General features: G+C 54.8%; 23 protein-coding genes. 9 read left to right on the top strand and 14 right to left on the bottom strand.

Features of this window, described 5'->3' with window-relative positions:
- Positions 1 to 17 precede the first annotated feature (17 nt).
- The 7 genes from ACWAU4_RS14875 to dauA all read right to left on the bottom strand — a co-directional run bounded on the left by ACWAU4_RS14875 (position 18) and on the right by dauA (position 8,902).
- Positions 18 to 1,238, bottom strand: a complete 1,221-nt coding sequence (locus ACWAU4_RS14875; RefSeq protein ID WP_208124923.1) for a sensor domain-containing diguanylate cyclase — start codon at positions 1,236 to 1,238, stop codon at positions 18 to 20.
- 67 nt (positions 1,239 to 1,305) lie between these two features.
- Entirely contained in the window at positions 1,306 to 2,385 is a 1,080-nt protein-coding gene (purK, locus tag ACWAU4_RS14870) for a 5-(carboxyamino)imidazole ribonucleotide synthase (protein WP_144224689.1), read from the bottom strand.
- A 1-nt stretch (position 2,386) separates the two neighbouring features.
- Positions 2,387 to 2,878 carry a 5-(carboxyamino)imidazole ribonucleotide mutase gene (gene purE / locus ACWAU4_RS14865; RefSeq protein WP_025010942.1) on the bottom strand — a complete coding sequence of 164 codons (492 nt, stop codon included), beginning with the start codon at positions 2,876 to 2,878 and terminating at the stop codon, positions 2,387 to 2,389.
- A gap of 241 nt (positions 2,879 to 3,119) precedes the next feature.
- A complete protein-coding gene (locus ACWAU4_RS14860) occupies positions 3,120 to 4,286 on the bottom strand; it encodes a PQQ-dependent sugar dehydrogenase (RefSeq protein WP_208124922.1) in 1,167 nt (388 codons plus the stop codon).
- 98 nt (positions 4,287 to 4,384) lie between these two features.
- The gene (locus tag ACWAU4_RS14855) at positions 4,385 to 5,776 is read right to left on the bottom strand and encodes an SPFH domain-containing protein (RefSeq protein ID WP_025010940.1); all 1,392 of its coding nucleotides are present in this window, start codon (positions 5,774 to 5,776) and stop codon (positions 4,385 to 4,387) included.
- 10 nt (positions 5,777 to 5,786) lie between these two features.
- Positions 5,787 to 6,872, bottom strand: coding sequence for an alpha/beta hydrolase (locus ACWAU4_RS14850; protein ID WP_208124921.1), 1,086 nt, complete (start codon positions 6,870 to 6,872; stop codon positions 5,787 to 5,789).
- A 233-nt stretch (positions 6,873 to 7,105) separates the two neighbouring features.
- Entirely contained in the window at positions 7,106 to 8,902 is a 1,797-nt protein-coding gene (dauA, locus tag ACWAU4_RS14845; protein WP_243756788.1) for a C4-dicarboxylic acid transporter DauA, read from the bottom strand.
- Between the two features lie 372 nt (positions 8,903 to 9,274).
- Between dauA and ACWAU4_RS14840 the strand changes: the two genes are divergently transcribed.
- The 5 genes from ACWAU4_RS14840 to ACWAU4_RS14820 all read left to right on the top strand — a co-directional run bounded on the left by ACWAU4_RS14840 (position 9,275) and on the right by ACWAU4_RS14820 (position 14,394).
- A complete protein-coding gene (locus ACWAU4_RS14840) occupies positions 9,275 to 11,176 on the top strand; it encodes a vWA domain-containing protein (RefSeq protein ID WP_208124919.1) in 1,902 nt (633 codons plus the stop codon).
- 168 nt (positions 11,177 to 11,344) lie between these two features.
- Positions 11,345 to 11,896 carry a sigma-70 family RNA polymerase sigma factor gene (locus ACWAU4_RS14835; protein ID WP_101059792.1) on the top strand — a complete coding sequence of 184 codons (552 nt, stop codon included), beginning with the start codon at positions 11,345 to 11,347 and terminating at the stop codon, positions 11,894 to 11,896.
- A complete protein-coding gene (locus ACWAU4_RS14830) occupies positions 11,893 to 12,714 on the top strand; it encodes a hypothetical protein (protein WP_144226152.1) in 822 nt (273 codons plus the stop codon). Before ACWAU4_RS14835 ends, ACWAU4_RS14830 begins: the two co-directional genes overlap by 4 nt.
- A gap of 104 nt (positions 12,715 to 12,818) precedes the next feature.
- The gene (locus tag ACWAU4_RS14825; protein ID WP_028781541.1) at positions 12,819 to 13,289 is read left to right on the top strand and encodes a cupin domain-containing protein; all 471 of its coding nucleotides are present in this window, start codon (positions 12,819 to 12,821) and stop codon (positions 13,287 to 13,289) included.
- Positions 13,290 to 13,632: 343 nt separating this feature from the next.
- Positions 13,633 to 14,394 (top strand): substrate-binding periplasmic protein, encoded by a 762-nt coding sequence (locus tag ACWAU4_RS14820; protein ID WP_454290574.1) that lies wholly within the window; start codon positions 13,633 to 13,635, stop codon positions 14,392 to 14,394.
- Here ACWAU4_RS14820 and ACWAU4_RS14815 read toward each other — a convergent pair.
- Entirely contained in the window at positions 14,333 to 14,797 is a 465-nt protein-coding gene (locus ACWAU4_RS14815; protein ID WP_107005325.1) for a ribosomal maturation YjgA family protein, read from the bottom strand. The two genes, ACWAU4_RS14820 and ACWAU4_RS14815, sit on opposite strands and share 62 nt — an antisense overlap.
- A complete protein-coding gene (locus ACWAU4_RS14810) occupies positions 14,794 to 15,132 on the bottom strand; it encodes a winged helix-turn-helix transcriptional regulator (protein ID WP_071239225.1) in 339 nt (112 codons plus the stop codon). Before ACWAU4_RS14810 ends, ACWAU4_RS14815 begins: the two co-directional genes overlap by 4 nt.
- A 206-nt stretch (positions 15,133 to 15,338) precedes the next feature.
- On the opposite strand from ACWAU4_RS14810, the gene ACWAU4_RS14805 reads away from it, so the two are divergent.
- On the top strand, positions 15,339 to 15,653 hold the full coding sequence (locus ACWAU4_RS14805) for a monooxygenase (RefSeq protein ID WP_025010933.1): 315 nt from the start codon (positions 15,339 to 15,341) through the stop codon (positions 15,651 to 15,653).
- 134 nt (positions 15,654 to 15,787) lie between these two features.
- Complete coding sequence (locus ACWAU4_RS14800; protein ID WP_454290315.1) at positions 15,788 to 19,054, top strand: S41 family peptidase; 3,267 nt, start codon at positions 15,788 to 15,790, stop codon at positions 19,052 to 19,054.
- A gap of 106 nt (positions 19,055 to 19,160) precedes the next feature.
- On the opposite strand, the gene ACWAU4_RS14795 is transcribed toward ACWAU4_RS14800, so the two are convergent.
- Positions 19,161 to 19,604 carry an OsmC family protein gene (locus tag ACWAU4_RS14795; RefSeq protein WP_028781544.1) on the bottom strand — a complete coding sequence of 148 codons (444 nt, stop codon included), beginning with the start codon at positions 19,602 to 19,604 and terminating at the stop codon, positions 19,161 to 19,163.
- A 342-nt stretch (positions 19,605 to 19,946) separates the two neighbouring features.
- Here ACWAU4_RS14795 and ACWAU4_RS14790 point away from each other — a divergent pair, with 342 nt between their 5' ends.
- Complete coding sequence (locus tag ACWAU4_RS14790; RefSeq protein WP_285699831.1) at positions 19,947 to 21,509, top strand: S8 family serine peptidase; 1,563 nt, start codon at positions 19,947 to 19,949, stop codon at positions 21,507 to 21,509.
- Positions 21,510 to 21,591: 82 nt separating this feature from the next.
- Here ACWAU4_RS14790 and ACWAU4_RS14785 read toward each other — a convergent pair whose 3' ends face one another.
- The 3 genes from ACWAU4_RS14785 to ACWAU4_RS14775 are packed head-to-tail and all read right to left on the bottom strand — an operon-like array spanning position 21,592 to position 23,823.
- On the bottom strand, positions 21,592 to 21,915 hold the full coding sequence (locus tag ACWAU4_RS14785) for a DUF3325 domain-containing protein (RefSeq protein WP_044734831.1): 324 nt from the start codon (positions 21,913 to 21,915) through the stop codon (positions 21,592 to 21,594).
- Positions 21,912 to 23,519 carry a PepSY-associated TM helix domain-containing protein gene (locus tag ACWAU4_RS14780; protein WP_454290314.1) on the bottom strand — a complete coding sequence of 536 codons (1,608 nt, stop codon included), beginning with the start codon at positions 23,517 to 23,519 and terminating at the stop codon, positions 21,912 to 21,914. Before ACWAU4_RS14780 ends, ACWAU4_RS14785 begins: the two co-directional genes overlap by 4 nt.
- 1 nt (position 23,520) lies before the next feature.
- On the bottom strand, positions 23,521 to 23,823 hold the full coding sequence (locus tag ACWAU4_RS14775; protein ID WP_044734829.1) for a DUF3649 domain-containing protein: 303 nt from the start codon (positions 23,821 to 23,823) through the stop codon (positions 23,521 to 23,523).
- Between the two features lie 350 nt (positions 23,824 to 24,173).
- Between ACWAU4_RS14775 and hpf the strand changes: the two genes are divergently transcribed.
- Positions 24,174 to 24,530, top strand: a complete 357-nt coding sequence (hpf, locus tag ACWAU4_RS14770; protein WP_025010928.1) for a ribosome hibernation-promoting factor, HPF/YfiA family — start codon at positions 24,174 to 24,176, stop codon at positions 24,528 to 24,530.
- A gap of 74 nt (positions 24,531 to 24,604) precedes the next feature.
- On the opposite strand, the gene ACWAU4_RS14765 is transcribed toward hpf, so the two are convergent.
- Positions 24,605 to 25,327, bottom strand: coding sequence for a YebC/PmpR family DNA-binding transcriptional regulator (locus ACWAU4_RS14765; protein WP_025010927.1), 723 nt, complete (start codon positions 25,325 to 25,327; stop codon positions 24,605 to 24,607).
- Positions 25,328 to 25,568 lie beyond the last annotated feature (241 nt).

The following is a 25,568-nucleotide window of genomic DNA, read 5'->3' as shown; positions in this document are numbered from 1 at the left end:
TTGGGAGCCAGGTTTCCTTATTCGTGCCCACCCTTGCGGGCTCTTTTCTGCCGGTACATCTGGCTGTCTGCCAGTTTCAGGCTGTATTCCATATCGCCGTTGAAAGGCGCGATGCCGGCACTGAAATAAACGGCAACCTCATCGGCTGCAAGTCTGGCCTCGGCCTGTTGTAAACGTTCTCTGAGCCAGCTTTCACTGCCGTAGCAGAGCAGCACAAATTCGTCGCCGCCAAATCGGCTCACCAGGGCCGGTGGCGGGCAGCTGCGTTTCAGCTCGGTTGCCAGACGCTTGAGGGCAAAGTCACCGGCACCGTGCCCCAAGTTGTCGTTGATCTTTTTCAGGTTATCCATATCCAGCAGCACCAGCATGCTTTCCAGCTTGGTCTTGGGCTGCCATTTTTGCGCCTGTTCTTCAAAATACTTGCGATTGGCCAGTCCGGTCAGGCAGTCAAAATTAGCCAACTGGTGGATCTGGCGGGACTTTTGATACAGGGCAATGGCATTGGCAGCTTCACGGGTCAAAATAGCCACCAGATCCCTGTCATAGGTGCTGAAACAGGCCAGCAGTGAGCTGTCTAGGTTGAGCATGGCATAGAGCTGACCATCGATATGGATTGGGCTGGACAGGGTGGCCCGAATGGGAATGCTCGCGGCACTCAGCAGCAGGGCCTGATCTTCGGCGCTCAGGCTACTCAGGGCGTTGATTTTGCGCATATCGTTGACCACGACTACCCGGTTGCAGCGGCCATCGGTCAATCTGTATTCGAAAGACTGCTCCAGGGTCATATTCAGCTGTTGCAGCTTGGCCAGATCCAGCCCGAGTGCAGATTCAAAATGCAGCTTATTGCTGCCGGGTTCCACCAGTATGATGGAGCCCATTTCGGCGCCATCAACCATGGCGACTGCCTTACCCAGCAGGGCGTTGAGAAAGGCGTGTTCGGTTTCGTATTGACTGGAAAGATGCACTAATTCGAAGGTGGCTTCGTTGATCCCCAGCACCTGCTCCAGGTGTTGCCACAGTCGGCCCAAGCGCCCTTGATGGACAAAATAACCCAGGCTGTAGGCCAGGAAATAGATGATAGAAACCCCGCCCCACTGCAGCCAGGGAAGCTCACCGGCCGGGCTGGTGACCCAGAACAGTAAGGCTATCAGCAGCAGAGGCAGTAACAGAAGCAGCAGATGATAGCGCAGATCCAATGTGTCTATCTTCTGCTTTCTGAGTCCGTTCTGATCCAACAAATCCTGAGAATCCTAAAGTTATACCTTGAATCAAAGTCAGAGGCGGGCGAGGGTGCCCGCCCGTTTATCAGCCAAACTCCGCCAGTATCCACATAAGTGGCGCCTGATATTGCGCCGGCATCCACTGCTGAAGCTTGGCAATGCTGTCGGCCAACGCGTTTTTATCCAGTACCGACAGGTTCAGGTGGCCTACCTTGCGGCCGGGGCGCACCTCTTTGTCGTACCAGAACAGCTCGGCATTGGCCAGGCTCAGCCAACGGTCGTCCTTATCTATGCCTATCAGGTTTACCATCACACACTGGAAGTTAACCTGAGGCGTCATCAGTGGCAATTCGCACAAGGCCCGCAGGTGCAACTGGAACTGATCCATATGGGTGCCTGCCTGAGTCCAGTGCCCTGAGTTGTGCACTCTGGGAGCCAGCTCATTGACCAGCAGGTGATCGCCCACCCGGAAACATTCCATCGCCATCACCCCCACATATTCCAGCTCATGCATTATGCTGCCGAGCATGGTTTCGGCCTCGGCCTGCAGCGGTTGCAGACGCGCCAGGGGGGCTATCGATGCCATCAGAATACCATCCTGATGCAAATTGAGCGTCAGAGGATAAAAGAAGCACTCGCCGCTGCGGCTGCGAACCCCAACCAGAGACACCTCTTCATCGAAGGGGATCGCCTGTTCGGCAATCGCTTGATTGCGCCAATCGGCCGGGATACTGGTCGATTCGGCTTGTTTCAACCAGTGCTGACCCTTGCCATCATAGCCGCCGGTGCGGCGCTTCAGTAGAACTCTTTCACCATATTTGTGATAAAGATCATTAGCTTGGGTGTTATCGTCCAGCAGTTCCCAAGGCGCAGTGGCCACCTTGAGCTGATCCAGCAGGGATTTTTGGGTGTATCTGTCGGCGAGGCGGCCAAATACCGGGCCATTGATGAAATGACAGTGTTGCGACAACTGCAGGCTCAGGGGCGATTCCGGCCACTGCTCACGCTCGGCGGTAATAATATCTGTGTCTGTCAGCGGCAACTTTTCATCACTTGGCGCCATGATATCCACGGGGCGGACATCTATGGCCAGCGGTTGGCCGGCATGACGCAACATGGCACCCAGTTGGCCATCGCCCAGTACCCAAACTCTCTTGTCAGCCATCTCAGTCTTCCCTCGGATCCGGATTATCGAGTACCGCGCGGGTTTGAGCTTCGCGGAAGGCTTCAAGGCGCTCGGCCAGTTGAGAGTCTTGAGTTGCCAGCATCTGACAGGCCAGCAGCCCGGCATTGAATGCCCCGGCTGTACCTATGGCCAGCGTTCCCACGGCAATACCCTTGGGCATCTGCACTATCGACAACAGGCTGTCCATGCCGCTGAGAGCCTTGCTTTGTACCGGCACGCCCAGTACTGGCAAGCGGGTCTTGGAAGCTATCATACCCGGCAGGTGAGCGGCGCCGCCGGCACCGCCTATGATGACCTTGTATCCTTTGTCTGCTGCTGATGCGGCAAATTCCATCAATTTGTCTGGGGTTCTATGGGCCGAAACCACTTCGACATGGTAAGGCACCTTGAGAGAATCCATGATCTCTGCGGCCGCTTCCATGGTGGGCCAATCACTCTTGGAACCCATTACAACAGCAACGAGGGCTTGCATGATAACTCCTTAACTACTGATTTTATTTATAATATTTTGCCTGTTTCCAGGTCGGGTACAGTAACGGAAGGTGCGAACCAGTCCCATGCGTGCTCTGCGTTGGCTTACAGGCCTGGATACAAGGCGTGGTTCACAGCTTCCTTAACCCGGCGTTGTTCCCAAGGCCGGGCGATAATGGCTGCAGATAATATCATGACAGGACGGCGCGCGCTGCCCTTGAACACTGTGTTTCGGACAAAAATCAGCCCGAATAAAAGATGCGATAGAGGCGGCCTTGGGCATCATCGGCTATCAGCAAGGAACCATCCGGTAACTGCAGTACATCGGCGGGGCGTCCGGATACGGTTTCGCCCTTGAGCCAGCCTTCGGCAAACACCTGAGGTTCACCGGCCTTGCCCTGTTTTATCGGCACGAAACGCACTCGATATCCCACCTTGCTGGACCGGTTCCAGGAGCCGTGCTCGGCAATAAAAATGCCGCCATGATAGGCCTTGGGGAAGCTGTCGCCGCGATAGAAGGTCATCCCCAGCGCTGCTACATGGGCGCCCAGCTTGACTTCAGGAGGGCTGAAATCGGCAGGCTGCTTACCTTTGCCGAATTCAGGATCCAGGGTATCTCCTTGATGAACGTAGGGATAACCAAAATGTTGGCCGCGCTGACTCAAATGATTGAGTTCATCGGCTGGCATGTCGTCTCCCATCATGTCGCGGCCATTGTCGGTAAACCACAGCTGGCCACTGACAGGGTCGAAGTCGAAACCGACACTGTTGCGCACACCGGCGGCTTCGAGCCTTGGTTGTTTGCTTTGGAGGTCCAGGCTGATTATTTTGCTGTAGTCGCTGCCGGCATCACAGGTATTGCAAGGCGCGCCTATGGGAATATACAGGCGGCCGTCGGCGGCAAACTTGAGGTATTTCCAGCCGTGATGCTTATCTGTGGGTAAGTCATCATAAAAGATTCGATAGCTCGGGGAATCACTCTGACTCAGCTGCTGCTCGATATTGTCAAAGGTGAGAATTTGGCTCACGGCGGCCACGTAGAGAGTCTGGTCCCGAAAGGCTAGCCCGGAAGGCATATTGAGCCCGGAGGCGATCACTTTGACCTTGTCATGGCGGCCATCGGCATCTGTATCTATTGCCGCATAGACTTTACCTTCGCCGCGACTGCCGATAAAGAGTGTGCCCTGGCTGCCAAGCGCCATCTGGCGGGCATTGGCGACATTATCCAGATAGACTTCTATCTCAAAGCCCTGGGGCAGGCGGATATCCTTCAGTACCGATGGCGCTGAATTTTCAGCCAGTGCAGAGCCACTCACGGTAGCTGCCAGCAAAGCCGCCGTAGAGACAGCCGCTGCAAGTGAAATAGCGCGGCGCAGCGGGCGCAGTGAAACGGATGAATGCTTAGACATAAGGCCTCCTTGCGGTTGGGCATATCAGTATGACCTGAAATGAAGGCGAATAAAAAGGGAGGCTAAGCCTCCCTTCAATTTACCTTCTAACCAGCTCGTTATTTGGCGGATGCTTTGCTGCCAAGGGCGGTGCTTTTTTCCATCAGCCCCAACGCCGACAAGCCGGTGATCACGTCCAAATTGGAGGTCATACCGTTGCCGCCACTGCCGTTGATATAGTTCTTCGGCATATCCACCTTGAAGTTGGGCAGGTTCTGATACAGGGAGTTGGCCACATCCCGGTTCAGCTCGGCCAGATACACCTTCTCATGGGCACCCAGGGCCTTGTATTTCGCCGCCAGTACGTCGGCTTCGGCTATCCCTTTTTCACGGATCGCCTTGGCCTCAAACATGGCCGAGGCCGAGTTGGCTTTCTGGATCTCCAGGTTGGCCTGGGCGATTTCCAGCTCTTTGGCCTTGCTCAGGGTGGCGATATCTTTCTTCTTGCGTTCTTCCACCAGTTCACGCTCGGCGATTTGCCGCGCCACTTCAACCTCTTTTTGCTGGGCAATAACCGCCAGCTCCTTGGCACGTTGGGCATCCTGTACTTCGCGGGTACGCTGGATCTCTTTTCGCAGCTGCTCTGTCTTGGCCTGGGCCTTGGACGTTTCCTGCTCCTGAATGGTGCGGATCCGCTCGGCAACCAGTTTTTTCTTATCAGTCAATAGCTTGTCCAGCTGATCTTCCGGCTTGGGATCGCCGATAGTGACCTGGGTGACCGTGATGCCATAATGTTTGAGCGGGTTGTCCTGACGTACCGGATTACCGCTCTTGTCGGTAATAGGCACTGTCTTCCACACCAGTTGTTTGGTGGCTTGCAGCTTGTTGGAATCTTCCTGATCGAAGCCAACCGGCACCAGATCCACCTGCTCGACTTCAACCTGGCGCCGCTCAGTGGTGTAGATACCGTTGCTGAGCTGATCTGACAATTGTGCCTTGAACTGATTGAGGCCGCCCTGGAAAAACTCCTCGCCGGTATATTGGGTCGAGGTAATCACAGTGACGTTGCGGGCGTTCTTGATCAACATGGTGTCAATCAGGTTGTCGTTGGAGCGAAACTCCCGATGCATCGTCTTGAGCTGCTCGGGATCATAAGACAGCTTGAAGCGGAAAGTGGCCGGTACCTGGCCTGTGTAGGTATCGGCAAAACGTACCTGCAGCGCCGGCAGACGTTGGTAGAATACCTCGCCCTGGTTGTTGCCAAAGGAGACGGTAACGACCTGATCATAGCGGGTTATTTTCGACAGAAACGGCATGCGAAAGTGGATGCCGGGCTCGGTGAACACATCCAAAGAGCCGGTAACATTGTTCTGATGCACATAGGTGTAACCGGCATCAGTCATCAATACTGAGCTTTGGGCAATACCCAGGGCCGCCAAAACGCCCACCCCAATCAGAATGCGCTTGGGGGTAAAATAGGATTTAAAACCTGAGGCACTTTTCAGTTCCATCTAATCTTCCTTAATTGAGTTCCAATACGAAATTGACATAATCCGGGTATTTCTGCTGCCAGGCATCATCAAAGAAATGCCCGCCCTGATGCGGTTTGAGCTGCAGTTGATTACCCGGGCTAAAAAACTGTTCCAGCTGTTTATCCAGCGCCAGATTACTGCTGTGCTCCTGTTTGCCGTATGAGATAACCAGTCGCTTACCGGCGGGCGCCGAAGCCTTGATTTCGGTTTGCATACCGCCTGCCGACAATAGCAGGGCGCCGACATAATCATTCGGGTGTTTGGCCAGCAGGTGAGCGCTGTGAAGGGCACCCTGGGAAAAGCCCATCAGTGCCACTTTCTGCTTGTTGACAGGGCTGTTCTTTGCCGCCTTGGCCAAAGCCTGCTGCACTGCCTGATGACTGGACTCGGTTTCGGTTCTGGCCCAGCGGAAGCTGTGCTCATTGAGTTTTTCCGTGCCGTTGATCCCGATAAATATTGCCCGTTCACTTGTCAGCAGTTTGGCCATATGGGCGCTGTCACTGCCTTCTGTGCCATAGCCGGATAACCAGACCAGCACAGGCCAGCCACCTTCAGGGGCAGCCCCCTGAGGGCGGTAGATATAAGCTGTACCGGCATCTTTTGCATGCTGAGGATAACGGCGTTTAATCTTATCCAACACGGCGCGGTATTCATCCGAGTCCTTGATGCCGGCAAGTTCGTCGTCTTCCTCAAGCATTATCTGTTGCCACAGGCCGCGGCTGTCGGCCAACTGCAGCATTTCGATTGCCTGGTCTTTAAGTTCCAGCATTGCCAGAGTACCGGCGGCTTGATAGGGCGCCCAGATATTGCTGCTATCGCGCTCTGTGGCCATCAGGTAATAGGCGAGGGCACCGGCGTAGTTGTCGTAGCGGTTTTTTTCTTCATCCCCCTTGGCGATAAAGTCTTCCGCATTGGCGTGACTCAGATACAGGTTGGCTATCGGGCTCAACGCCTGCCAGCGGATCTCCGCTTCCGTTTTACCCTCATCTGCCTGCGCCAATTGGCTCATGCAGAGCAATCCCAGCCCGGCACCCAGCTTCAACAGGTTACAGAGCTTTGTTTGTTTGGCTTGCATCCCCAGTCCTTTGCAATGTATGGCGACAATTCAATATTGCGCCTTTTTTATCCTGTGCTTTTTAATCAGCGCCCTTTTCATCAGCGCGCATACTAGCAGATTAACTTTAGTGGGGGGATAGCCAATTTCTTACAGTTGTGTCAGTCAAAAACTGCCATGTCTGTTGCCGACGGGATAAACAAGCGCCCGGATAACTCCGGGCGCAGGCAGAAAAAGAGCTCGGCGTTGCCAAATTATTGGGCGGGTTTCTCCTTGGCGGTAGCGCTTGAGTCCGGTGCCTTGGAATCGACGGTTATCTGTGGTACTTGCTCTTCAATCAGTTCTCTCAAGGTGGGATAGAACTTGAGCACACCTTCGATAGGCTGAACCTTGGCTTTGGCCAGTGTTCTAATGGGCTGGAACTGCAGATCGGCAACCAGCAGACGGGTATTGTTGCTCTGGCATTTGCGTATCAGTTTATTCAACGCGGCCATACCACCGGCATCGAGAATGGACACCCCATCCATATAGAGCACTATGACTTGCTTATCCTGGGTCATCTGCGCGATTTCGGCGAAAATGCGCTCAGCGGCGGCAAAAAACAGTGGCCCGTTGATCTTCAGTACTACCCAGTCGTCCGGTAGTGGCCGGTCGATGTAGCGCTTATTGTTGCTGATATCGTAGAGACGGGTCATCTCGGCGATCTCTTTCATAAACAGCAGGGCCGCCAGCATGATCCCGAAGGAGATGGCGATCACCATATCGAACACCACTGTCAGGAAAAAGCAGCTTAAGAATACCCAGATATCGCTGCGCGGCGCGGTTTTCAGCAGTTGCCAGGCCTTGGGGGCTTCGCTCATGTTCCAGGCTACAACCAGCAGCAAGGCCGCCATGGCAGCCATCGGCAGGAAGGACAGTAAGCCGGCCAGTGCCACCAGCCCCAGGAGTACCACCAGGGAGTGGATAATCGCCGATACCGGGCTAAAGGCACCGGCCTTGACGTTGGCCGCGCTGCGGGCAATGGCAGCTGTAGCCGTGATACCGCCAAAGAATGGGGCCACTATATTACCTATCCCCTGGCCAAGCAGTTCGCTGTTGGCGCTGTGACGCTTGCCTGTCATGCCATCGAGCACTACGGCGCAAAGCAGGGATTCGATGGCGCCCAACATGGCGATGGCAAAGGCAGCCGGAGCCAAGGCTTTAATCATCTGCCAGGAAAGCCCCAGAGGTTCGCCATCCGGCCCAGGCTGCAACCAAGGCCACTCAAAGCTCGGCAGGAAGGGTGGAATACCATTGCCTTGGCTACCATCGGGCAACAGATAATGGAAGCGGCTGCCTATGGTTTCTACTTCAAGCCCCAAACTGCCGAGCAGCAAAGCCAGTAGACTGCCGACAATGATGGCCGGCAGATGCGCCGGCACCGGCAGTTTCAGTTTTGGCCACAGCAGCATGACAACCAGAGTGACCAATGCCACCACTAAGCTGGGAAAATCGGTTTGTGGCAGCGCCAGTGCCAGCACCTGCAGTTTTTCACCGAACTGCTCCGGCATGCTGTCTATGGGCAGACCGAAAAAATCTTTCAGCTGCAAAACTGCGATGACCACACCTATCCCGGCGGTAAAGCCCAGCGTCACCGACTGGGGAATATATTGGATCAGGCGACCAAGGCGCAGCAGCGCCATGGCTATCAGGATAACGCCTGACATCATCCCCGCCATCAACAGGCCGGCGAGGCCAAACTCCTGGGCTATGGGATAGAGCAGCACCACAAAGGCGGCGGTCGGGCCAGAGATTGAGTAGCGTGAGCCGCCGGTGATGGCGATGATAAAGCCGGCTATGATAGCGGTGTAGAGACCATATTGAGGGGCTACGCCACTGGCGATAGCCAATGCCATGGCCAATGGAATGGCGATAATCCCCACAGTGACCCCGGCCATCAGATCCTGGCCAAAGTGCTTTCCACTATAGCCTTCCTTGGCGATGACTTCACGCAGGGCATGGCCCAGGCGCAAAGAAAAGAGTTGGGTTCTGAAATTGCTTATGTGAGGCACGTCGACAGGGCTCCAGAAAATCGAACCGGCTTGTGACCGGGAAAAAAGAGCCGCTATTTTAGGCTTCTGTAAAGGCATCTTGTGTGATGGGTGACTCAAAAGCTAAATTTTAAGCTTTTTTTTGAGTTAAAAGTGTGTTTGGTCGAAGAGGTTGTGCTTCTCACGTTTCCCCGTCTCTTTTTCTCTGCCTTGGTCGCTTGGTGTTTCTCCGCCATCATCCAACAGCGCTTTGGCTTATTGGCAAGATTTATTGGGGGCTCAATAACCCTTTTGCTTCTGCTGCCCGTTTGCAATAACAACAGCCGAATATGGAGAAATGTTATGAAGGTGATAATGTTGCCTGGCAAGTGCAAGGTAAATCAGAAAGGGAAGATGAGGATAAATCAAAGCGCCGCCATTGCCGGGCGCCGCTATCATCTTAGCCTGTTGGCCATCTTAGTTGGCAGTTTGGGGGTGGCCGCTTGCCAGCCACAGCAGTCCCATGAGCCCCCCAAGGTCGCCAATCAAGCGGGCGAGGCTCAATTCCCTGAGGTTGAAACAGAGGTACTGCCAAGCAAAGACCCCGGGCAGGATATGGCGAACGCTGTCACCCATGCGCAAGCCCAGAAGTTAGCCGTCAGCGCCGCTGCATCGCCGCGGGCTTTGTACAAGCCGAGTGTCCAGCCAAGAAGCTTGAGCGTGCCCTCTGAATTGACTCTGGCGGATGTGAATTATCCCAGCGCCACAGTGCTTGCCAATGGCTCGGAGGTGTATATCGCCAACGGCATCATGGTGGCGGGCGAAACGCCGTTATCGACCTTTTCCGTCGACGTGGACAGCGGCAGTTACAGCCTGATGCGGCGCAGTATCAACCTGGGAATATTGCCCCCCAAAGGCACAGTGAGAGTCGAGGAGTTGATTAACTATTTCGACTACAACTACCCACAGCCGGACAAAGGCGAGCCTTTCTCCGTCAGTACTGAGCTGGCACCGTCACCTTACAATGAAGGCAAGATGCTGCTGCGTATCGGGCTTAAGGGCTATGAAGTGCCGGCCAGTCAGATAGGCGCCGCCAACCTGGTGTTCTTGCTGGATGTTTCCGGCTCCATGTCATCGCAGGACAAGTTGCCGCTGCTGAAATCGGCCATCAAAATGCTCAGCGATACGCTCACCTCGCAGGACAAGGTGTCGATAGTCGTCTACGCCGGTGAGGCCGGCGTAGTACTGGACGGTATCAATGGCGCCGATAGCGAGAGCTTAGACGCCGCTTTGGCTGAGCTTAAGGCCGCCGGTGGCACCAACGGCGGTGAAGGCATCCAAACAGCTTACCGTTTGGCCCGCAAGCACTTTATCAGTGGCGGGGTAAATCGAGTTCTGCTGGCCACCGACGGCGACTTCAATGTGGGCCTGACCAGCAAGCAGGAGCTGCTGGCGCTGGTTGAACAACAAAAGCAGCATGGGATTGGCCTGACGACTCTGGGGTTTGGCCTAGGCAACTACCGCGACAGCATGTTGGAGCAGTTGGCGGATAAGGGTAATGGCCAATACGCTTATATCGATACCCTGAACGAGGCCCGCAAAATCCTGGTGGAGCAGCGTAGCGGCACCCTGCTGACCATAGCGTCGGATGTCAAAGTGCAGCTTGAGTTCAACCCGGCGCTGGTGGCCGAGTATCGCCTCATCGGCTATGAAAACCGCGCCCTCAAGCGGGAGGATTTCAACAATGATAAGGTCGACGCCGCCGAAATGGGCGCAGGGCATGTGGTGACGGCCCTGTATGAGCTCAGCCTTACGAATTCAAATAATCTGGCCAACGATGCATTGCGCTATGGTCGCGACCCTGTCAGCGGCAAGGAAAAATATAGCCGTGAAGAGCTTGGCTATCTGAAACTGCGAGCTAAACCACCCTTGAGTGACAGCAGCAAAGACAGCAAGAGTCAGCTTTATACTCATGCCATTCGCCTGGACTCGGCCCAAAAGTCGCTTGCGCTCGCCAGTGATGATCTGCGCTTTGCCGCGGCGGTAGCCGGGCTTGGGCAACTGCTTAACGGCTCAGTGTATCTGCATGGCTTTGACTGGCGTCAGGTCGCCGAGCTTGCCGATTCGGCCAAGGGCGAGGACCCATACGGTTATCGACATGAGTTTGTCAGCCTGGCTCGCAGCGCCGCACTGTTGGCCGAGCAAGGCGCGCTTAAACCCGGACACAAAACCGTGGCAGATAAACTCAGCGCCGAACCTATGTCCGAACCCATGCTTGAACTTATGCCAGCCTCCGGATTTAAGCCGCTGGAATAGGGGGCATAGGCAAAACTGAGACCCAGAGTCACGCCATTGGGGTTTACAGTCCAATGGCGTGGGGGCAAACTCTCATCCCAACAGCCAATATATAGGCCCGGCCAGGGGAGAGAGAATTTGGAACAGCAAAGGCAAACGGGATTGCCAAGTGGAGAGGATGAGACCTGGATGCTGGCTTATGCCGCCGGAGATGCCCAGGCCTTTGAGCGCCTCTATCTTAAACACAAGGGCGGACTCTATCGGTATTTTGTCCGCCAGTTAAGCGATATGACCTTGGCTGAAGACTTGTATCAGGAAACCTGGAGCCGGGTGATTAAGGCGGCGCAGAGTTATCAACCCAGCGCCAAGTTTACCACCTGGTTGTACCGGATAGCCCACAACCTGCTGATTGACCATGTGCGGGCGGTTAAACCGGTCGACAGTCTCAGCATAGATGAGGATGAGCCTGATGCGCAGGCCAATCTGCTGGGCCCACAAACCGCCGAGCCGGATAGCGAGCTGCTGCGAAGTCGTCAGGTCGCCTGGCTCAAGGAGTGCATCGGCCTCTTGCCCCAAGTGCAGAAGGAAGCCTTCTTGCTGAATCAGGAGTCCGGGCTGACGGCGCAACTGATCAGCGAAGTGGCCGGGGCGACGCTGGAGGCCACCAAGAGCCGGATACGTTATGCCTATCAGAGCCTGCGTGACTGTTTGGGGCGCAAGACCCAGGAGAGCATTGAATGACAGAGAACAAACGCGATGATGCTGCCACGCCAGAGTCGCAGATAGATGCGCTCTATCGTGAAGGTGCTGTCGAGCAGCCGCCCCAGACCTTGGATCAGCAAATTCTGCAGCAGGCGAGGGACAACTGCCGCCAAGCACCAGAGGTGATCCGTCCGGCGCCTGGTTTCTGGCAAAAGCACAGGTATGGCCTATCCGCCGCGGCATCTGTGATGCTGGTGGCAGGGCTGTTTATTCTTAATCCCGAACTGCGAAACTCATCGACGCCGCAGCTTAGTGCTCCGGTGGAAATAAGCCCGCAGGCAGATAGCGCTGAAGATGCGGCGCAGCCCGCCAGGCTGCAACCTATGGCGGCGCCGCAGCCCATGACCGCCAAGCGAGCGGCACCTCAGGAACAAGCTGTTCAGCAACAGGATATGCCTCCTCAAGAAAGTGCTGCAAAGAATCGCGCCGTGGCAGAGGACACTGTGCAGCAAAGAGCGAGAATGGCCCCCAGGCAGCAACAAGCCCTGGCCGCGTTGCCAAGGGATATCGACGGCCGTTTGGATCTGCTGACAAGTGTCATCGAAGTCGGTGAAATTGAGCAGGCGGCGGTGCTGGTACGAGGCATAGCCGCAGATTATCAACTGACGCTGCCGGATACCTTGGCCAAGATCTTGAGCCCAAACGAAGCGGCCCAGCTGCAACTGAAGCAGCAGTCCTTTATCCATCAGGATACGGCGCCCGAGAGTGCGCAAGCGCTTAATAAGGAGCAGAGCGAGCGCTGGCAAGCCTTGCTTGAGCGTCTCGAGCAGAGTCTCGAAGCCAAAGAGAATCACTGAGGCTAAAGACTGAGCTTAACTTAAAAAGAGTTATCGGGAAGCCAGTCAGTTTCAATCCATCACGGGGCAGGGAGCCTGCCCTCATTTTAATAACAGGAGTTTTTATGTTGACCGCCGATGATGTTATCCAGGCACTTGAGCTTGAGCCCCATGTTGAGGGCGGGTATTTCGGTCGTTCATTCGTCTCGGACAGCCGGTTTGATGACAGCCGTAACCTGTGGACCAGCATCTACTTTATGCTCAAGACGGGTGAAGTGTCCCACCTGCATCAACTGACGGCCGATGAGATGTGGTATTTCCACAGCGGTGAGTCGCTGACCATCTATATGCTCTCCGAGCAGGGTGAACTGACCGAGGCGCAACTCGGGATGGACTTGGCCAAAGGTGAGCGGCCACAGGTCTTGGTGCCCAAAGGCACTATTTTTGGTTCGGCAATGAATAATCCGGGCTATTCGCTGGTAGGTTGTATGGTGGCACCTGGCTTTACCTTCGATGACTTCAAGCTGTTCGGCCGTGATGAACTGCTTGAGCGTTTCCCTGAGCATCAGGCGTTGATAAACCGCCTGACCCGCTAGCGGGCGTTACAAGGTTAAGCTTATTTGAGCCGTCACTTTTAAACCGCTATTTTTGAACCGTCAAATCCCCTGGGGGCAGGTGCCAACCTGCTCCCTGTCATCTTGCGCCTATACTTGAAACATGAGTTGCAGCATAAGTGTTACATGCCCATTGCATAGGTGCTGACTCAAACCTATGTATCTATGCTCATCACTTGTATCTACGGTCGTCACTGTTCGGCTCAAAGGCTTGGACCGACTCAAGTGCTTGGATTGTCCGAAGGGGGTCTGCGTGCGCTGTCTGTGTTGTCTGCTGTTGTTGCTGTTTGCCCTCCCGACATGGGCTAAAGAGTGCCAGTAAGGCCTGACACTGGCCTACAATGATTGGCCTCCTTACGCCTGGACAGACGCTTTTGGCCAGCCGCAGGGACTGGACATTGAGGCCAGCCGTTTGATCAGCGGCAAGGTGGGGTGTCCGCTGAGTATAGAGGCGATACCGGCCAAGCGGGCACATCAGATGTTGAAATCCGGCCGTATTGATCTGCTTGCCGGGGCCACCAAATTGCCACAGCGGCAGCTTTATGCTCACTTCAGCCTGGCTTATCGCAGTGAAGAGGTGCGTATCTTCGTCAAACAGGGGCACCAAGCCGTCACCCAGGTGCGGCAATGGCAGGACGTATTCTCACAAAGGCTCAGGCTTATTCTGCCCGGTAACGGCTGGTATGGCGCCGACTATCAGGCATCCAAGCAACGTTTGAGTCAGGCTTCGCTGTTAATCATCAGCCCCAACGCTTCCCAGGCGGTACAGATGTTGGCCTACGACAGGGGCGATGCAGTAGTGGGTGACTCCCTCTCAGTGCCTTTTATTGCCGGTGAGCAGGAAAAACTGCGGTTGGAGGCGCTGCAACCTGTGTTGGCGCAGGACGGGATCCATCTGATGTTGAGCAAGGTCTCGGTTGATGAAACCTTGCTCGAGCGTTTCAATCTGGCCATTGAGGCACTGGAGGCCGATGGCTCTCTGCCGGCGCTGCGGCGTAAGTGGCAGCAGATCTCCTACGCCAGACTCAGCCTGACGCCGAGCGTCGAGAGCGATCTTCATTTTGGGGATTATCCCCGGGCCCCTTGATGTTGGCTCTTCCCGGAAAAGACAGCGCCATGGAACCCGGGAGTAACAGCAAACAACCCAGGCTGTATGCCAGCAGATCCAGCCAGTCGAAGTGGCTGCCGATAACGATTCGTGCCAGGCGAATATGGCCCAGTCCCAGCTTATCCACTAAGCCAAAGGCCTGGCCAAACTCTATGGCGAAGGCAAATGCCAGTACCAAGGGAAGCAGCAGCCGACTTGCCCAGGGGCTCACGGTTTTAAGGGCGAAAAACATCAATATCACTACCAGCAGATCGCCGATAAACCCGCGGATGAAGCCGGGCGGGGCGTAGCGGGCTATCAATACTTCAATACCGAACAATAAAACTGTGGCCAAGGCAAAATGCCAGCGCTTCAAACCATCGAACCAGGGCACAGGTTTCATTGGGGCTCTCCCGTCAGCAAGTCGGCGTTTTGCTCGGCAAAAAGGTGCATCTGCTCCAGCAGCGGCAACAGTGCCATTCCAAGCGCGCTGAGACGATAGTCGACTCTGGGTGGCACTTCAGGGTAGAGAGTACGGGTAAGTACGCCGTCTTGCTCCAGCTCCTTTAGCTGAGCGGTCAGCACTTTTTGACTGACACCGGGTAGATGCCGTTTTAGGTAGCTGAAGCGCTGTGGCTGCTGTTGCAGCAGGAACAGGATGGCGGGCTTCCATTTGCCGCAGATCAGCCGCAGAACCTGATAGGCCGGGCAGAGAGGGGCTTGCTGATTGAGTGTCATAAGGCTGGGCGCAAGTTACTTTGGGGTAACTATGCCACCAATTTGTGCCTCCTTGTAGCGAACGCGCAGCAGTTTTATGATTTTATCAGGAAGGTCCTCACGGCGCTCTCTTGAAAGAGAGCGGCTAAAACAGTGACAGGCATTCAAGGCCTATGACTTGTTTGCATCTTCCCTGACATTAATCCGCAAACCAAGGGGAGGGTTGAATGACCACTCTATTGCAAATTGATTTTGAATTTCCCGCCGAAATGATGGGCGATGCCCTGACTGAGCAGGCCAAACCTCTGGCCGAGTCCATTACCCGGGAGCCGGGTTTCATTGCCAAAATCTGGACCGAAAACCCACGCAGCGGCGAGGCCGGTGGCATTTATCTGTTTGAAGATGAAGCCAGCGCCGAAGCTTACGCCTGCATGCACTCACAACGAGTGGCGGCCATGGGCGCCCACAACATACGCATAAGGCTATTCGATGTGAATGAATCCTTGAGCAAAATTACCCACGGCTGGCCGCTATCAGTTTGATTTTTCAGTATGCCTGCCGACACATTTGCTAAAACTTCTGTCGTCGGCAACAGCTGAATCCCGCTGCTTTCTCTGCTAACTTGTTGGACTCGCAAAACCGCGCTAACAGACTAATAACAGAGATAGAGGCATTCATGAAACTTCGTCACTCCGTGGCCTGCTGTATGCTGGCATTGGGAACTTTGGGCAGTGCAGCCGCCTACGCCGCAGAAGCGGGCCAAGGCTATTACCGTTCGCCAGCGATTCATGACAACACCCTGGTGTTTACTGCCGAAGGGGATATCTGGACTCAGAAGCTCGGGCAGGACAAGGCCGCCCGTTTGACCAGCCTGCCTGCCGAAGAGTTGAATGCCAAGATCTCTGCCGATGGAAAATCGCTGGCGTTTACCGCCAACTATGACGGTGCCCAGGAAGTCTATGTGATCCCCATGAGCGGCGGAATAGCCAAGCGCGTCAGCTTCGAAAACAGCCAGGTACGGCTGCAGGGCTGGACCGCAAATGGCGAAATTCTCTATGCCACAGACAATGCCCAAGGGCCGGCGAATTACTGGGTGCTGCGTTCGGTAAACCCGGATACCCAGACAACCCGTGATCTGCCGCTGGCCGATGCCATAGAAGGCGTGGTTGACCCACAAGGCGAGTATGTCTACTTCACCCGCTTTGGGCTGCAAACCACAGGGGATAATGCCAAGGTGTACCGCGGCGGTGCCATGGGCGAACTGTGGCGTTATCAACTGGGGCAGGACAAAGAGGCCGTGCGGCTGGGCAAAGATCATCAGGGCTCGCTGCGTCATCCCATGCTGTGGCAGGGGCGGGTCTATTTTGTCTCGGATGCCGATGGCAATGCCAACATCTGGTCTATGGCCAGCGATGGCTCAGATCTTAAACAGTTGACTCAATATCGTGATTTCGAAGTGCGCAGCCCCTATCTGGACGGCGGCCGCATAGTGTTCCAGCTGGGCGCCGATATTCACCTGTGGGACCTGGCTTCCGGGCAGGAGCAGAAGCTGGATCTGCGTCTGGCCTCCGACTTCCCCGAGCGGCGTGAACATTGGGTTAAAGATCCGCTCGATTTTGCCACCAGTGCCAGGCTGGCGCCGGCAGGAGACAAGGTGGTCATCACTGCCCGCAGCCATGTGGCGCTGGCGACTACAGATGGTTCCCGCCTGGTAGAGCTGGACTCGGACGGCAAGCATAGAATGCGCAATGCACTGATGAGTCATGACGGCCGTTGGGTCTATGCCATCTCGGATGCTTCCGGTGAGCAGGAGATCTGGCGTTATCCCGCCGATGGCAGCGCTGGCGCCAAGCAGCTGACCCAAGATGGCAACACATTGAGAATGAGCCTGGAGCTGTCGCCCAATGGGCGTTATTTGGCACATGATGATTATGCTGGTAATTTATGGCTGCTGGATCTCAAAGACGGCAGTAACAAGAAGATAGTGACCAACAACGAAGGTCTTGGCCCCTATGCCGATATCCGTTGGTCGCCGGATAGCCGCTTCCTGGCTTTGACTCGCTCGGAAGTCGGTGCCCAACGAAGCCAAGTGATGCTTTACTCGCTGGAATCCGCCAAGGGCGATATGCTGACCAGCGACAAATACGAGTCTTTCTCGCCCAGTTTCAGCCCGGATGGTCAGTGGCTCTATTTCCTGTCAAACCGCGAGTTCCAGGCCACCCCTTCTTCGCCTTGGGGCGATCGCAACATGGGCCCCGTATTTGACAAGCGTAGCCAAATATTTGCCCTGGCATTGAGTCAGGATGCCCGTTTCCCATTCCAACGTCCCAACGAGCTGCAAGGCGTTGCTGCCGGTGATGAAAAGGCCGCTGACGATAAGCTGAAAGTGGATTGGAAAGGCCTGAAGTCGCGGCTGTGGCAAGTCCCCATCGAGGCGGGCAACTACCAGAAACTGCAGGTATTGGGCCCGGGTCTCTATCTGCTCGATAGGGATATCACAGGCAAACAGTCGGCGCTCAAGCTGGTGAAGTTTGACCCTTTGAGCCCCAAGTTGGAAACCTTCGCTGATGATGTGCGCGATTATCAACTCTCGGCCGATCAGAGCAAGGTATTGCTGCGTAAGCAGAGCAATCCCAAAGAGATGGTGATAGTGCCAGTGGGTGACAAACTGCCGGGCGATCTCAGCAATGCCGTGGTGCAAACATCCCAGTGGCAACTTGCCATTCAACCGCGTCAGGAGTGGCAGCAGATCTTTGAAGATGCCTGGCTGATGCACAGAGACTCCTTTTTCGACAAGAAGATGCGCGGTGTCGATTGGCAAGCCGCCAAGGCCAAATATCAGCCATTGCTGGACCGGCTCACCGACAGACATGAGCTGAATGACATCTTCACTCAGATGATGGGTGAACTGGATGCGCTGCACTCTCAAGTGCGCGGCGGTGACTTTGCCAAGGATCCCGACATGCCCAAGGCCGCCGAGCTGGGTGCACGTCTGAGTCAGGTGAAAGATGGTGTCAAGGTCAGCCATATCTATCGCACCGACCCTGAATTGCCGATGCAGGCCTCACCGCTGGCGCGCCCCGGGGTCGATGTCCGTGATGGCGACATCATCACCCACATCAATGGCCGTAAGTTGGCTACCCTGGCGCAGCTCACCTCCATGCTGCGTAATCAGGCCGACAAACAGGTGCTTTTGGAACTCAAGCGCGGCAGCAAGCAGCACAAGGTAATAGTGCAGGCTATCAGCAACCGTGACAATGCCAAACTCAGGTATCTCGATTGGGTCAATGCCAATGCCGATAAGGTGGCCAAGGCCAGCGATGGCAAGATAGGTTATCTGCATCTGTATGCCATGGGCAGTGGTGATATTGAGAGCTTTGCCCGCGAGTTTTACGCCAACTACGACAAGGATGGCCTGGTTATCGATGTGCGCCGCAATCGTGGCGGTAATATCGACAGCTGGATCATTGAAAAGCTGCTGCGTAAGGCATGGGCCTTCTGGCAACCCACAACAGGCGCGCCTTATGTCAACATGCAGCAGACGTTCCGCGGCCACCTGGTGGTACTGACAGATCAGTTGACCTATTCCGATGGTGAAACCTTCTCTGCCGGCATAAAGGCGCTGGGACTGGCGCCCTTGGTGGGTAAACAGACGGCGGGCGCCGGGGTGTGGCTCTCGGGGCGCAACAGCCTCACCGACTGGGGCATGGCTCGGGTTGCCGAGTATCCTCAGTATGCCATCGATGGTCGCTGGGTGCTTGAAGGCCGAGGTGTCAGCCCGGATATCGAGGTAGACAACCTGCCACTGGCAACCTTCAAAGGCCAAGACGCCCAGCTCGAGCGGGCTATCAGTTATCTCAAGGATGAACTGGTACGCGAACCCATACCGGCATTGAATGCTCGCCCCATGCCTCCCAAGGGGGAAGCGGACGATATTAAGTAAGCATGCAGTGATAAAAAAACAGGGGATGCATTTTGCATCCCCTGTGCAGGTGTTAGGGTGTTATCGGCCACGTGGTTCCCAGGCCGGTAGCACCCGTTTTTATTGCTCAGAAATTAATTTCCACTTCGGTATCGGCCGCCAGTGAGTTGGCGATAAAGCAGTTGGCATGTGCCTTTTCGTGGATCTTTTCCAGTGTTTCCCTATCTATCTCAGTGCCTTCGGCAAAAGTGACTTCAGGGTTGAGGCTCATACGGGTCACGGCAATTTTGCCAGACTCCTTCTTGCCGATTTCTGCGGTGGCGTTATCCCGGTAGCTCTCTACCGGTAAGCGCTTCAAGTGAGCTATGGTCAGGAAGGTCAGCATATGGCAGGACGACAATGCCGCCAGCAGGCTCTCTTCCGGATTGACCTTGGCCTCATTGCCTTTGTATTCGGGGGCTGCTGATGCCAGCAGTTGTTGGCCTGTACCAAAGTCTATTTGATGATCGCGATTGAACTCTCCCTCGGGCGCCGGGCTGGTTTGCCAGGATACGGTCAGATGAAAACTCAATTGGATGCTCCTTGAGACGGTTTGCAAAGTAGCGGCCACTATAGCCTATTTGCCAAACCCTTGTCTGCCACAGGTCATCACGATTCCACCCGGCTCGATTTTTCTCAGTAAACCCAAGAGCTGTTTTTTATTAACTAATTGTTTTAAATTGAATATTTGTATTTTTTAACTTTAATGCTTTGGTCTTATCTCTTTGGTCATTCCACCTACTTTAGTCTTGCATCTGTCGTCTGGCGGCGCTATAACAACAGTGTGTGTAAACACAATGTTTCAAATGTTAATAAAAATGATATTTCGAGATGGATCGAAATACTGATCAAAGACAAATTGCAGGAGAACATTATGCAGGCATTTTACAAGCCCCTCGCGGCAGCGGTTACCCTGGCGCTGTGCGTTGGTGCACAGGCTGCAGATAACGAACGTTACATCGTTAAGTTCAAGGAGGGGAAAGGCCCCGGCACTATGGCGCAGATGAAGGCCATGGGCGCCAAAATGGAACTGGATCTGTCGGCCCACAACGCCGCCGCCTTTTCCATCCCGGCTCAGGCTCTCAAGGGCCTGGCCAACAATCCCAACGTGGAATATGTCGAAGCGGATGTGAAACGTTTCCCGCTTTCACAGGTAGTGCCTTACGGTATTCCCATGGTACAGGCCGACCAACTCAGCGATGCCCAGACCGGTAATATGAAGGTCTGTATCATAGACTCAGGTTACCAGTTGGCCCATGAAGATCTGTCGGGCAACAATGTCGATGGTACCAATGACCCCGGTACCGGTAACTGGTACACAGATGAAAACCATCATGGTACCCATGTGGCCGGGACGATTGCCGCACTCAACAATGGGGTTGGTGTGGTTGGCGTAAACCCCAACGGCAATCTTAACTTGCACATTATCAAGGTGTTTAATGCCGATGGCTGGGGCTACTCATCCAGCCTGGTTGCCGCGCTGGACAAGTGTGAGCAGGCCGGCGCCAAGGTAATCAACATGAGCCTGGGTGGCAGCTTGAAGAGCCGCACCGAGGACCGCGCCTTTGCTGCCGCCGACAGCCGCGGCATTTTGAGTATTGCCGCCGCCGGTAACGACGGTAATACCCGTCACTCTTATCCGGCATCTTATAACTCTGTGGTGTCGGTTGCCGCAGTGGATGCCAACAAGCAGCATGCGGATTTCTCACAACGTACCAGTCAGGTTGAACTCTCCGGCCCGGGTGTCGGCGTGCTTTCCTCCGTGCCTATGGGCACTGCGTTGGTGGCTGCGGCCTCAGTGGCCGGCAATGGTTACGAAGCCATAGGTATGGAAGGCTCACCTACAGGTAGTGCCGCCGGTACTCTGGCTGACTGCGGCACAGGTGAGAGCCAGTGTGATGCCGCCGGTAAGGTGTGTTTAATTCAACGCGGTAATATCGCCTTCTCCGACAAGGTGCTCGCCTGCGAAAATGGCGGTGGTGTTGCGGCCATTATCTACAACAATGAGCCAGGGGCCTTAAACGGGACTCTGGGTGAGGTGGTTACCGCCATTCCGTCTGTGGGTGTGAGTGATACTGATGGTGCGGCCATGTTGGCGGCAGTTGGCAGCAATGCCAGCGTTGATATCGGCGCGGGTAACTATGCTTACTTCGACGGTACTTCGATGGCGACACCTCATGTGGCTGGGGTTGCGGCCTTGGTGTGGAGTCATTTCCCTCAGTGCAGCAACAGTGACATTCGTGCGGCATTGCGTGCCACCGCCGAAGATCTCGGTGCTGTCGGCCGTGATGATGAGACAGGTTACGGTCTGGTGCAGGCCAAGGATGCAGTGGATTACCTGACCGCCAACGGTTGCTCAGGCGGTGGTACCGGCGGTGGCGGTGACACTGGTGGTTGTAAGGGCAAAGGCTGTAAGAGCCCTAAAAATCCTCGCTGATTGCTGGCTTTATTTTGAGATACGCACTAAAAAGCGCTGCTGTTGCAGCGCTTTTTCATGGCAGAGTTTGAGACAAAATTGGTTAGATAAACCAACCCACAACAAAAACAACCGGCGCCAACATAAGCGCTTTAGGCAGACTGCGACCGAGATAGCTGAGCTGCAAAACCACAGGTAGGGCAGCCAGCGTCATCAGGCCGAAAAACAGTATGCTGCCATAACCCCAGCCATACCCCATGCCACAAAGCACAAAGCTTGCCAGCAGGGCCAACCAACCGCCCGCATACAGCAGGCGGCTTTCCAGAGTTTTGGGAGCGCGCCCCATGGCCTCACGGAAATGACCGAACATGGACATGGCCAGCAGGCCAAAGGCGAGATAAGTCAACGCAATAAGTGCAATCATCATCCGCGCACCGCCTGAAGTTTTTGGGCCTTGGCCGTTTGCTTCATTGGCTGCCTCCCCAAACGCTTGAAGGCAAATAAGCCAAGGGCTGCGAAGGCCAGTGCCAGCAGATCAAATCCCGCCAATTGCCACTGACCGGCCGCGAGGTTGCTCAGCAGGTTGGCTGGCGAGGTCAGGGCGTTCAGCAGCGGCAAGAACGCCAGTGCAGCTGTCAGCGCCGCCAGTTGAGCGCGCCACATGGCTCTGTCTCTGCGCCAGATAGCCAGCAAGCCGCTGATCAGCAGCAGAATAAAGAAGCTGTGAACCTCCCATTGACTGCGGCCAGGCAAAGAGGCAGGCAGCAGGCGATTGGCATAGAAAAAGGCCACTGTACCCAGTGGCAGACCGAGGATAAACATCAGGTTCAGCGTTTCCACCAGGCGCAGACCCAGGCTGGGCTTGGCGCCCTGACTGATGGCTTTTTGTTGTTTCTGGCGAATCTTTACCGCCCACATCAAGGTGCCGCTGGCTATCATCACGCAGCCGCTCAGCCCCAGAAGGAAGAAGAGCCCCCGCAGTGCGGGGCCGGAGAAACGGGCTGTGTGCAAGGACATCATGGCGTCGTGAGTCGCCTTGGCGGCGCTGATGTCATTGTCTGTGCTGTAGAGAAGCTCGCCATCAGTACCGCTGAACACCATAAACAGCTCCCGTTCTGTGACTTGCTCGCCAGTGTTGAAAGTGACCACTACCCGGCTGTTGGCATCATCCGGGTTGATCACTGACACCGACTTGAGCGGCAGTTCGGCAAAGGTTTGCTGCACCTTGGGCAGGAAGCTTGCCAGTGGCAATTGAGGCGCGGCTTCATTGGCGGCAGCTATGCGGGTAAAGCTGCTGCCGGGACGGGCTTCATTGATAAATTCCCGGCGGTCACTGTCATAGTTGACCAATATGCCCCAAGGCATGTAGATGATCATCAGGGTGATAAGCCCGGTATAAGTGATCATCAGATGGAACGGCAGCGCCAGTACCGAGCTGACATTATGGGCATCGAGCCAGGAACGACTGCCCTTGCCGGGACGGAAGCTGAAGAAGTCCTTGAAGATGCGCTTATGGATCACTATTCCTGAGATGATCGCCAGCAACATAAACATGGTGCAGAAACCGACAATCCAGCGTGCCGTGATGGCAGAGATATAGTGCAGATCGAAATGCAGGCGGTAAAAGAAGTTACCGCCGCGGCTCTCCCGCACTTCAGTCACATAGCCGCTATTATCGGCCTTGACTAGATGTTCACTGAAGGCGCCGCGGCGCTGCCCCGGCTCCGGCGGCTGTTGCCAGCCATAACTCAACATGGGGTGGCGCTCTGTGGGGAATTCAATCAGCCAGCGCTGGGCGTTGACCGCATTCTGCCTGAGATAATCCTCGCCCTGACTCAATTGCTCAGCAAGGCGGGTGTTATCGTAGGATTGGAACACCGCCTTGTGCAGCTCGGGCTGATTCCACAGGCTGATTTCATGGCGATAGTAGCTCAGGGTTCCGGCAAAAAACACCAGTAGCAGCACCCAACATACCAGCAGACCCACCCAGGTGTGGAGCCAGGTCATGGTTCGGAAAAAACTGTCTTTCATCTCAAACCCCCAGCAGTTTCAGCATGCCAAACAAGGCGGCTGTCAGCAGCAGGAGTTCTTGCCAGGCCCGCAAACTGCGTTTGACGCAAAATACCCTGATAACCACCATGGCGTAGATCAGAAAAGACAGCATCATGGCACTCACTGTACTGTCGATACGGCTCATAGGCAGGCTCACAGCCAACAGGGCACAGGCCAAAGACGCGATAAGATAACCGCCAACAATAGATGCCAGCGCCCGGCTGATAATGGTCAGGGCTTGGGGATAGCGCCTGGGAAACTGTAACAGAGATAGAGATTTCATGATTGCTGCGGATAGTCATTGACCACCAAGGGAAACAGATGCGCTGATTCTAGCTTAATAATAATTAATGATAAACATTACCATTCGTGTTTTACCTGTAAATAACGCCTGTATCGAACCGGCAGTTGACTTGATACAGAAGGGGCTGGAAATACTGAACTGAATTAAAACAGGCCAATAACCGGCGATAAAAACAGCACTAAACAGGGAACAAGATGAACTCTGGATTAATTTTGACCATACAAGAGCAGAATGAGGCACTGATCGAGCTTTATTTGAACATTGGCCCTTGTGTTTTACGCTGAAAGCCCCAAGCTCTATAAGTGAATCAGCAGAAAAAAGGAAAACCTATGAAAATTCAGCTTTCAGGTCATCATGTTGAAGTCACAGCAGCAGTACGTAGCCATATCGAAGAGAAGTTTTCCAAAATCGCCAAGCATTTCCCCAGCCTGTTAGGCTTGGACATCATCATTGCCAAAGAGCATGGCGTACATCAGGTTGATATTCGAACCAATTACGAGGGGGTGGCAGTCGCGGCCTCCGGCAAGAACGAAGTCATGTATCCGGCCATCGCCGAAGCAGGCAAAAAACTGGAAGCGGCGCTCAAGCACAGAAAGGGGCAACTCAAGGCCGATCTTCATGAAAAACCCGAGGTGACCACCCCGGAAATTGCCCACGAGATTATCCAGGAAATGGAACTGCGTTAATTCAAGTGCATTAACATTTACGTAGAAATAAAAAGGGACCATCTGGTCCCTTTTTATGTTTCAAAACCTTGGTCTTATTCGATGATCTCGGCGTTGTGATAGACATTTTGCACGTCATCACAGTCTTCCAGTGCGGCAATAAACTTGTCGAACTGGGCGACATCTTCACCGGACACTTCCACCATGTTCTGTGGTACGAAAGTGATCTCTTCCATCTCAAAGTTGACTTCGGGGAAGGCTTCCAGCAATGCCGTCTTGGCCTTGTAGAATTCGGTGTTGGGGGCGTAGACACTGATCATGCCGTCTTCCAACTCGACATCGGCAACATCGACATCGGCCATCATCAGGGCCTCGAGCACCACTTCATCATCTTCACCGGGGAAGACAAATACCGCCTGGTGATCGAACATGTGGGCCACAGTGCCTGGACCACCCAGCTTGGCATCATTCTTCACAAAGGCCTGACGAACCTCGGTGAAGGTGCGCTTGCCGTTGTCGGTCAGACAGTCGACAATCACCATGCAGTTACCCGGGCCGAAACCTTCATAGCGGGCAGTATCATAGTCTTCACCGCCACCACCTTTGGCCTTGTCGATAGCCCGGTCAATAACGTGTGCCGGTACCTGATCTTTCTTGGCGCGTTCAATCAGGCGCCGCAGTGCCAGGTTACCGTCGGGATCGACACCGCCACCCTTGGCACACACGTAGATCTCTTTACCGTAACGGGAGTAGACCTTGGTCTTCTGTGCGGCCGTCTTGGCCATGGATTCCTTGCGGTTTTGATATGCTCTGCCCATCTTTGCAATGTCTCATCAATGCGTTGAAAAAGAGTGGCAGATTCTAGCAGCTTTCCCGCACTAAATGCACCTGTCCGCCCGCTGGGCTGCCGGCAGTGTGAAGCCACGCCTGATCATGCTTACCGTCTCCGGCCGCAGAATCTCATTGCCTCACTATAGACTTATGTCCAATTCGGCAGAGCACCGTGCTTTGGGTTATGCTGAAAAACTCAAGGATCCCTTGTTTGGCACAAACCAACAA

The organism is Shewanella sp. FeAMO, from assembly GCF_053653955.1.
This window is presented reverse-complemented; position numbering and strand designations above follow the sequence as displayed.

Bases quoted from the DNA above. Each gene is read 5' to 3' on its own strand.
- hpf (WP_025010928.1), top strand. From the start codon at position 24,174: ATGAAAATTCAGCTTTCAGGTCATCATGTTGAAGTCACAGCAGCAGTA.
- ACWAU4_RS14805 (WP_025010933.1), top strand. From the start codon at position 15,339: ATGACCACTCTATTGCAAATTGATTTTGAATTTCCCGCCGAAATGATG.
- ACWAU4_RS14850 (WP_208124921.1), bottom strand. From the start codon at position 6,872: ATGCAAGCCAAACAAACAAAGCTCTGTAACCTGTTGAAGCTGGGTGCC.
- ACWAU4_RS14830 (WP_144226152.1), top strand. From the start codon at position 11,893: ATGACAGAGAACAAACGCGATGATGCTGCCACGCCAGAGTCGCAGATA.
- ACWAU4_RS14815 (WP_107005325.1), bottom strand. From the start codon at position 14,797: ATGAAACCTGTGCCCTGGTTCGATGGTTTGAAGCGCTGGCATTTTGCC.
- ACWAU4_RS14785 (WP_044734831.1), bottom strand. From the start codon at position 21,915: ATGATGATTGCACTTATTGCGTTGACTTATCTCGCCTTTGGCCTGCTG.
- ACWAU4_RS14810 (WP_071239225.1), bottom strand. From the start codon at position 15,132: ATGACACTCAATCAGCAAGCCCCTCTCTGCCCGGCCTATCAGGTTCTG.
- ACWAU4_RS14765 (WP_025010927.1), bottom strand. From the start codon at position 25,327: ATGGGCAGAGCATATCAAAACCGCAAGGAATCCATGGCCAAGACGGCC.
- ACWAU4_RS14825 (WP_028781541.1), top strand. From the start codon at position 12,819: ATGTTGACCGCCGATGATGTTATCCAGGCACTTGAGCTTGAGCCCCAT.
- ACWAU4_RS14790 (WP_285699831.1), top strand. From the start codon at position 19,947: ATGCAGGCATTTTACAAGCCCCTCGCGGCAGCGGTTACCCTGGCGCTG.
- ACWAU4_RS14860 (WP_208124922.1), bottom strand. From the start codon at position 4,286: ATGTCTAAGCATTCATCCGTTTCACTGCGCCCGCTGCGCCGCGCTATT.
- ACWAU4_RS14775 (WP_044734829.1), bottom strand. From the start codon at position 23,823: ATGAAATCTCTATCTCTGTTACAGTTTCCCAGGCGCTATCCCCAAGCC.
- ACWAU4_RS14800 (WP_454290315.1), top strand. From the start codon at position 15,788: ATGAAACTTCGTCACTCCGTGGCCTGCTGTATGCTGGCATTGGGAACT.
- purK (WP_144224689.1), bottom strand. From the start codon at position 2,385: ATGGCTGACAAGAGAGTTTGGGTACTGGGCGATGGCCAACTGGGTGCC.
- purE (WP_025010942.1), bottom strand. From the start codon at position 2,878: ATGCAAGCCCTCGTTGCTGTTGTAATGGGTTCCAAGAGTGATTGGCCC.
- ACWAU4_RS14835 (WP_101059792.1), top strand. From the start codon at position 11,345: ATGCTGGCTTATGCCGCCGGAGATGCCCAGGCCTTTGAGCGCCTCTAT.
- ACWAU4_RS14840 (WP_208124919.1), top strand. From the start codon at position 9,275: ATGAGGATAAATCAAAGCGCCGCCATTGCCGGGCGCCGCTATCATCTT.
- ACWAU4_RS14855 (WP_025010940.1), bottom strand. From the start codon at position 5,776: ATGGAACTGAAAAGTGCCTCAGGTTTTAAATCCTATTTTACCCCCAAG.
- ACWAU4_RS14780 (WP_454290314.1), bottom strand. From the start codon at position 23,519: ATGAAAGACAGTTTTTTCCGAACCATGACCTGGCTCCACACCTGGGTG.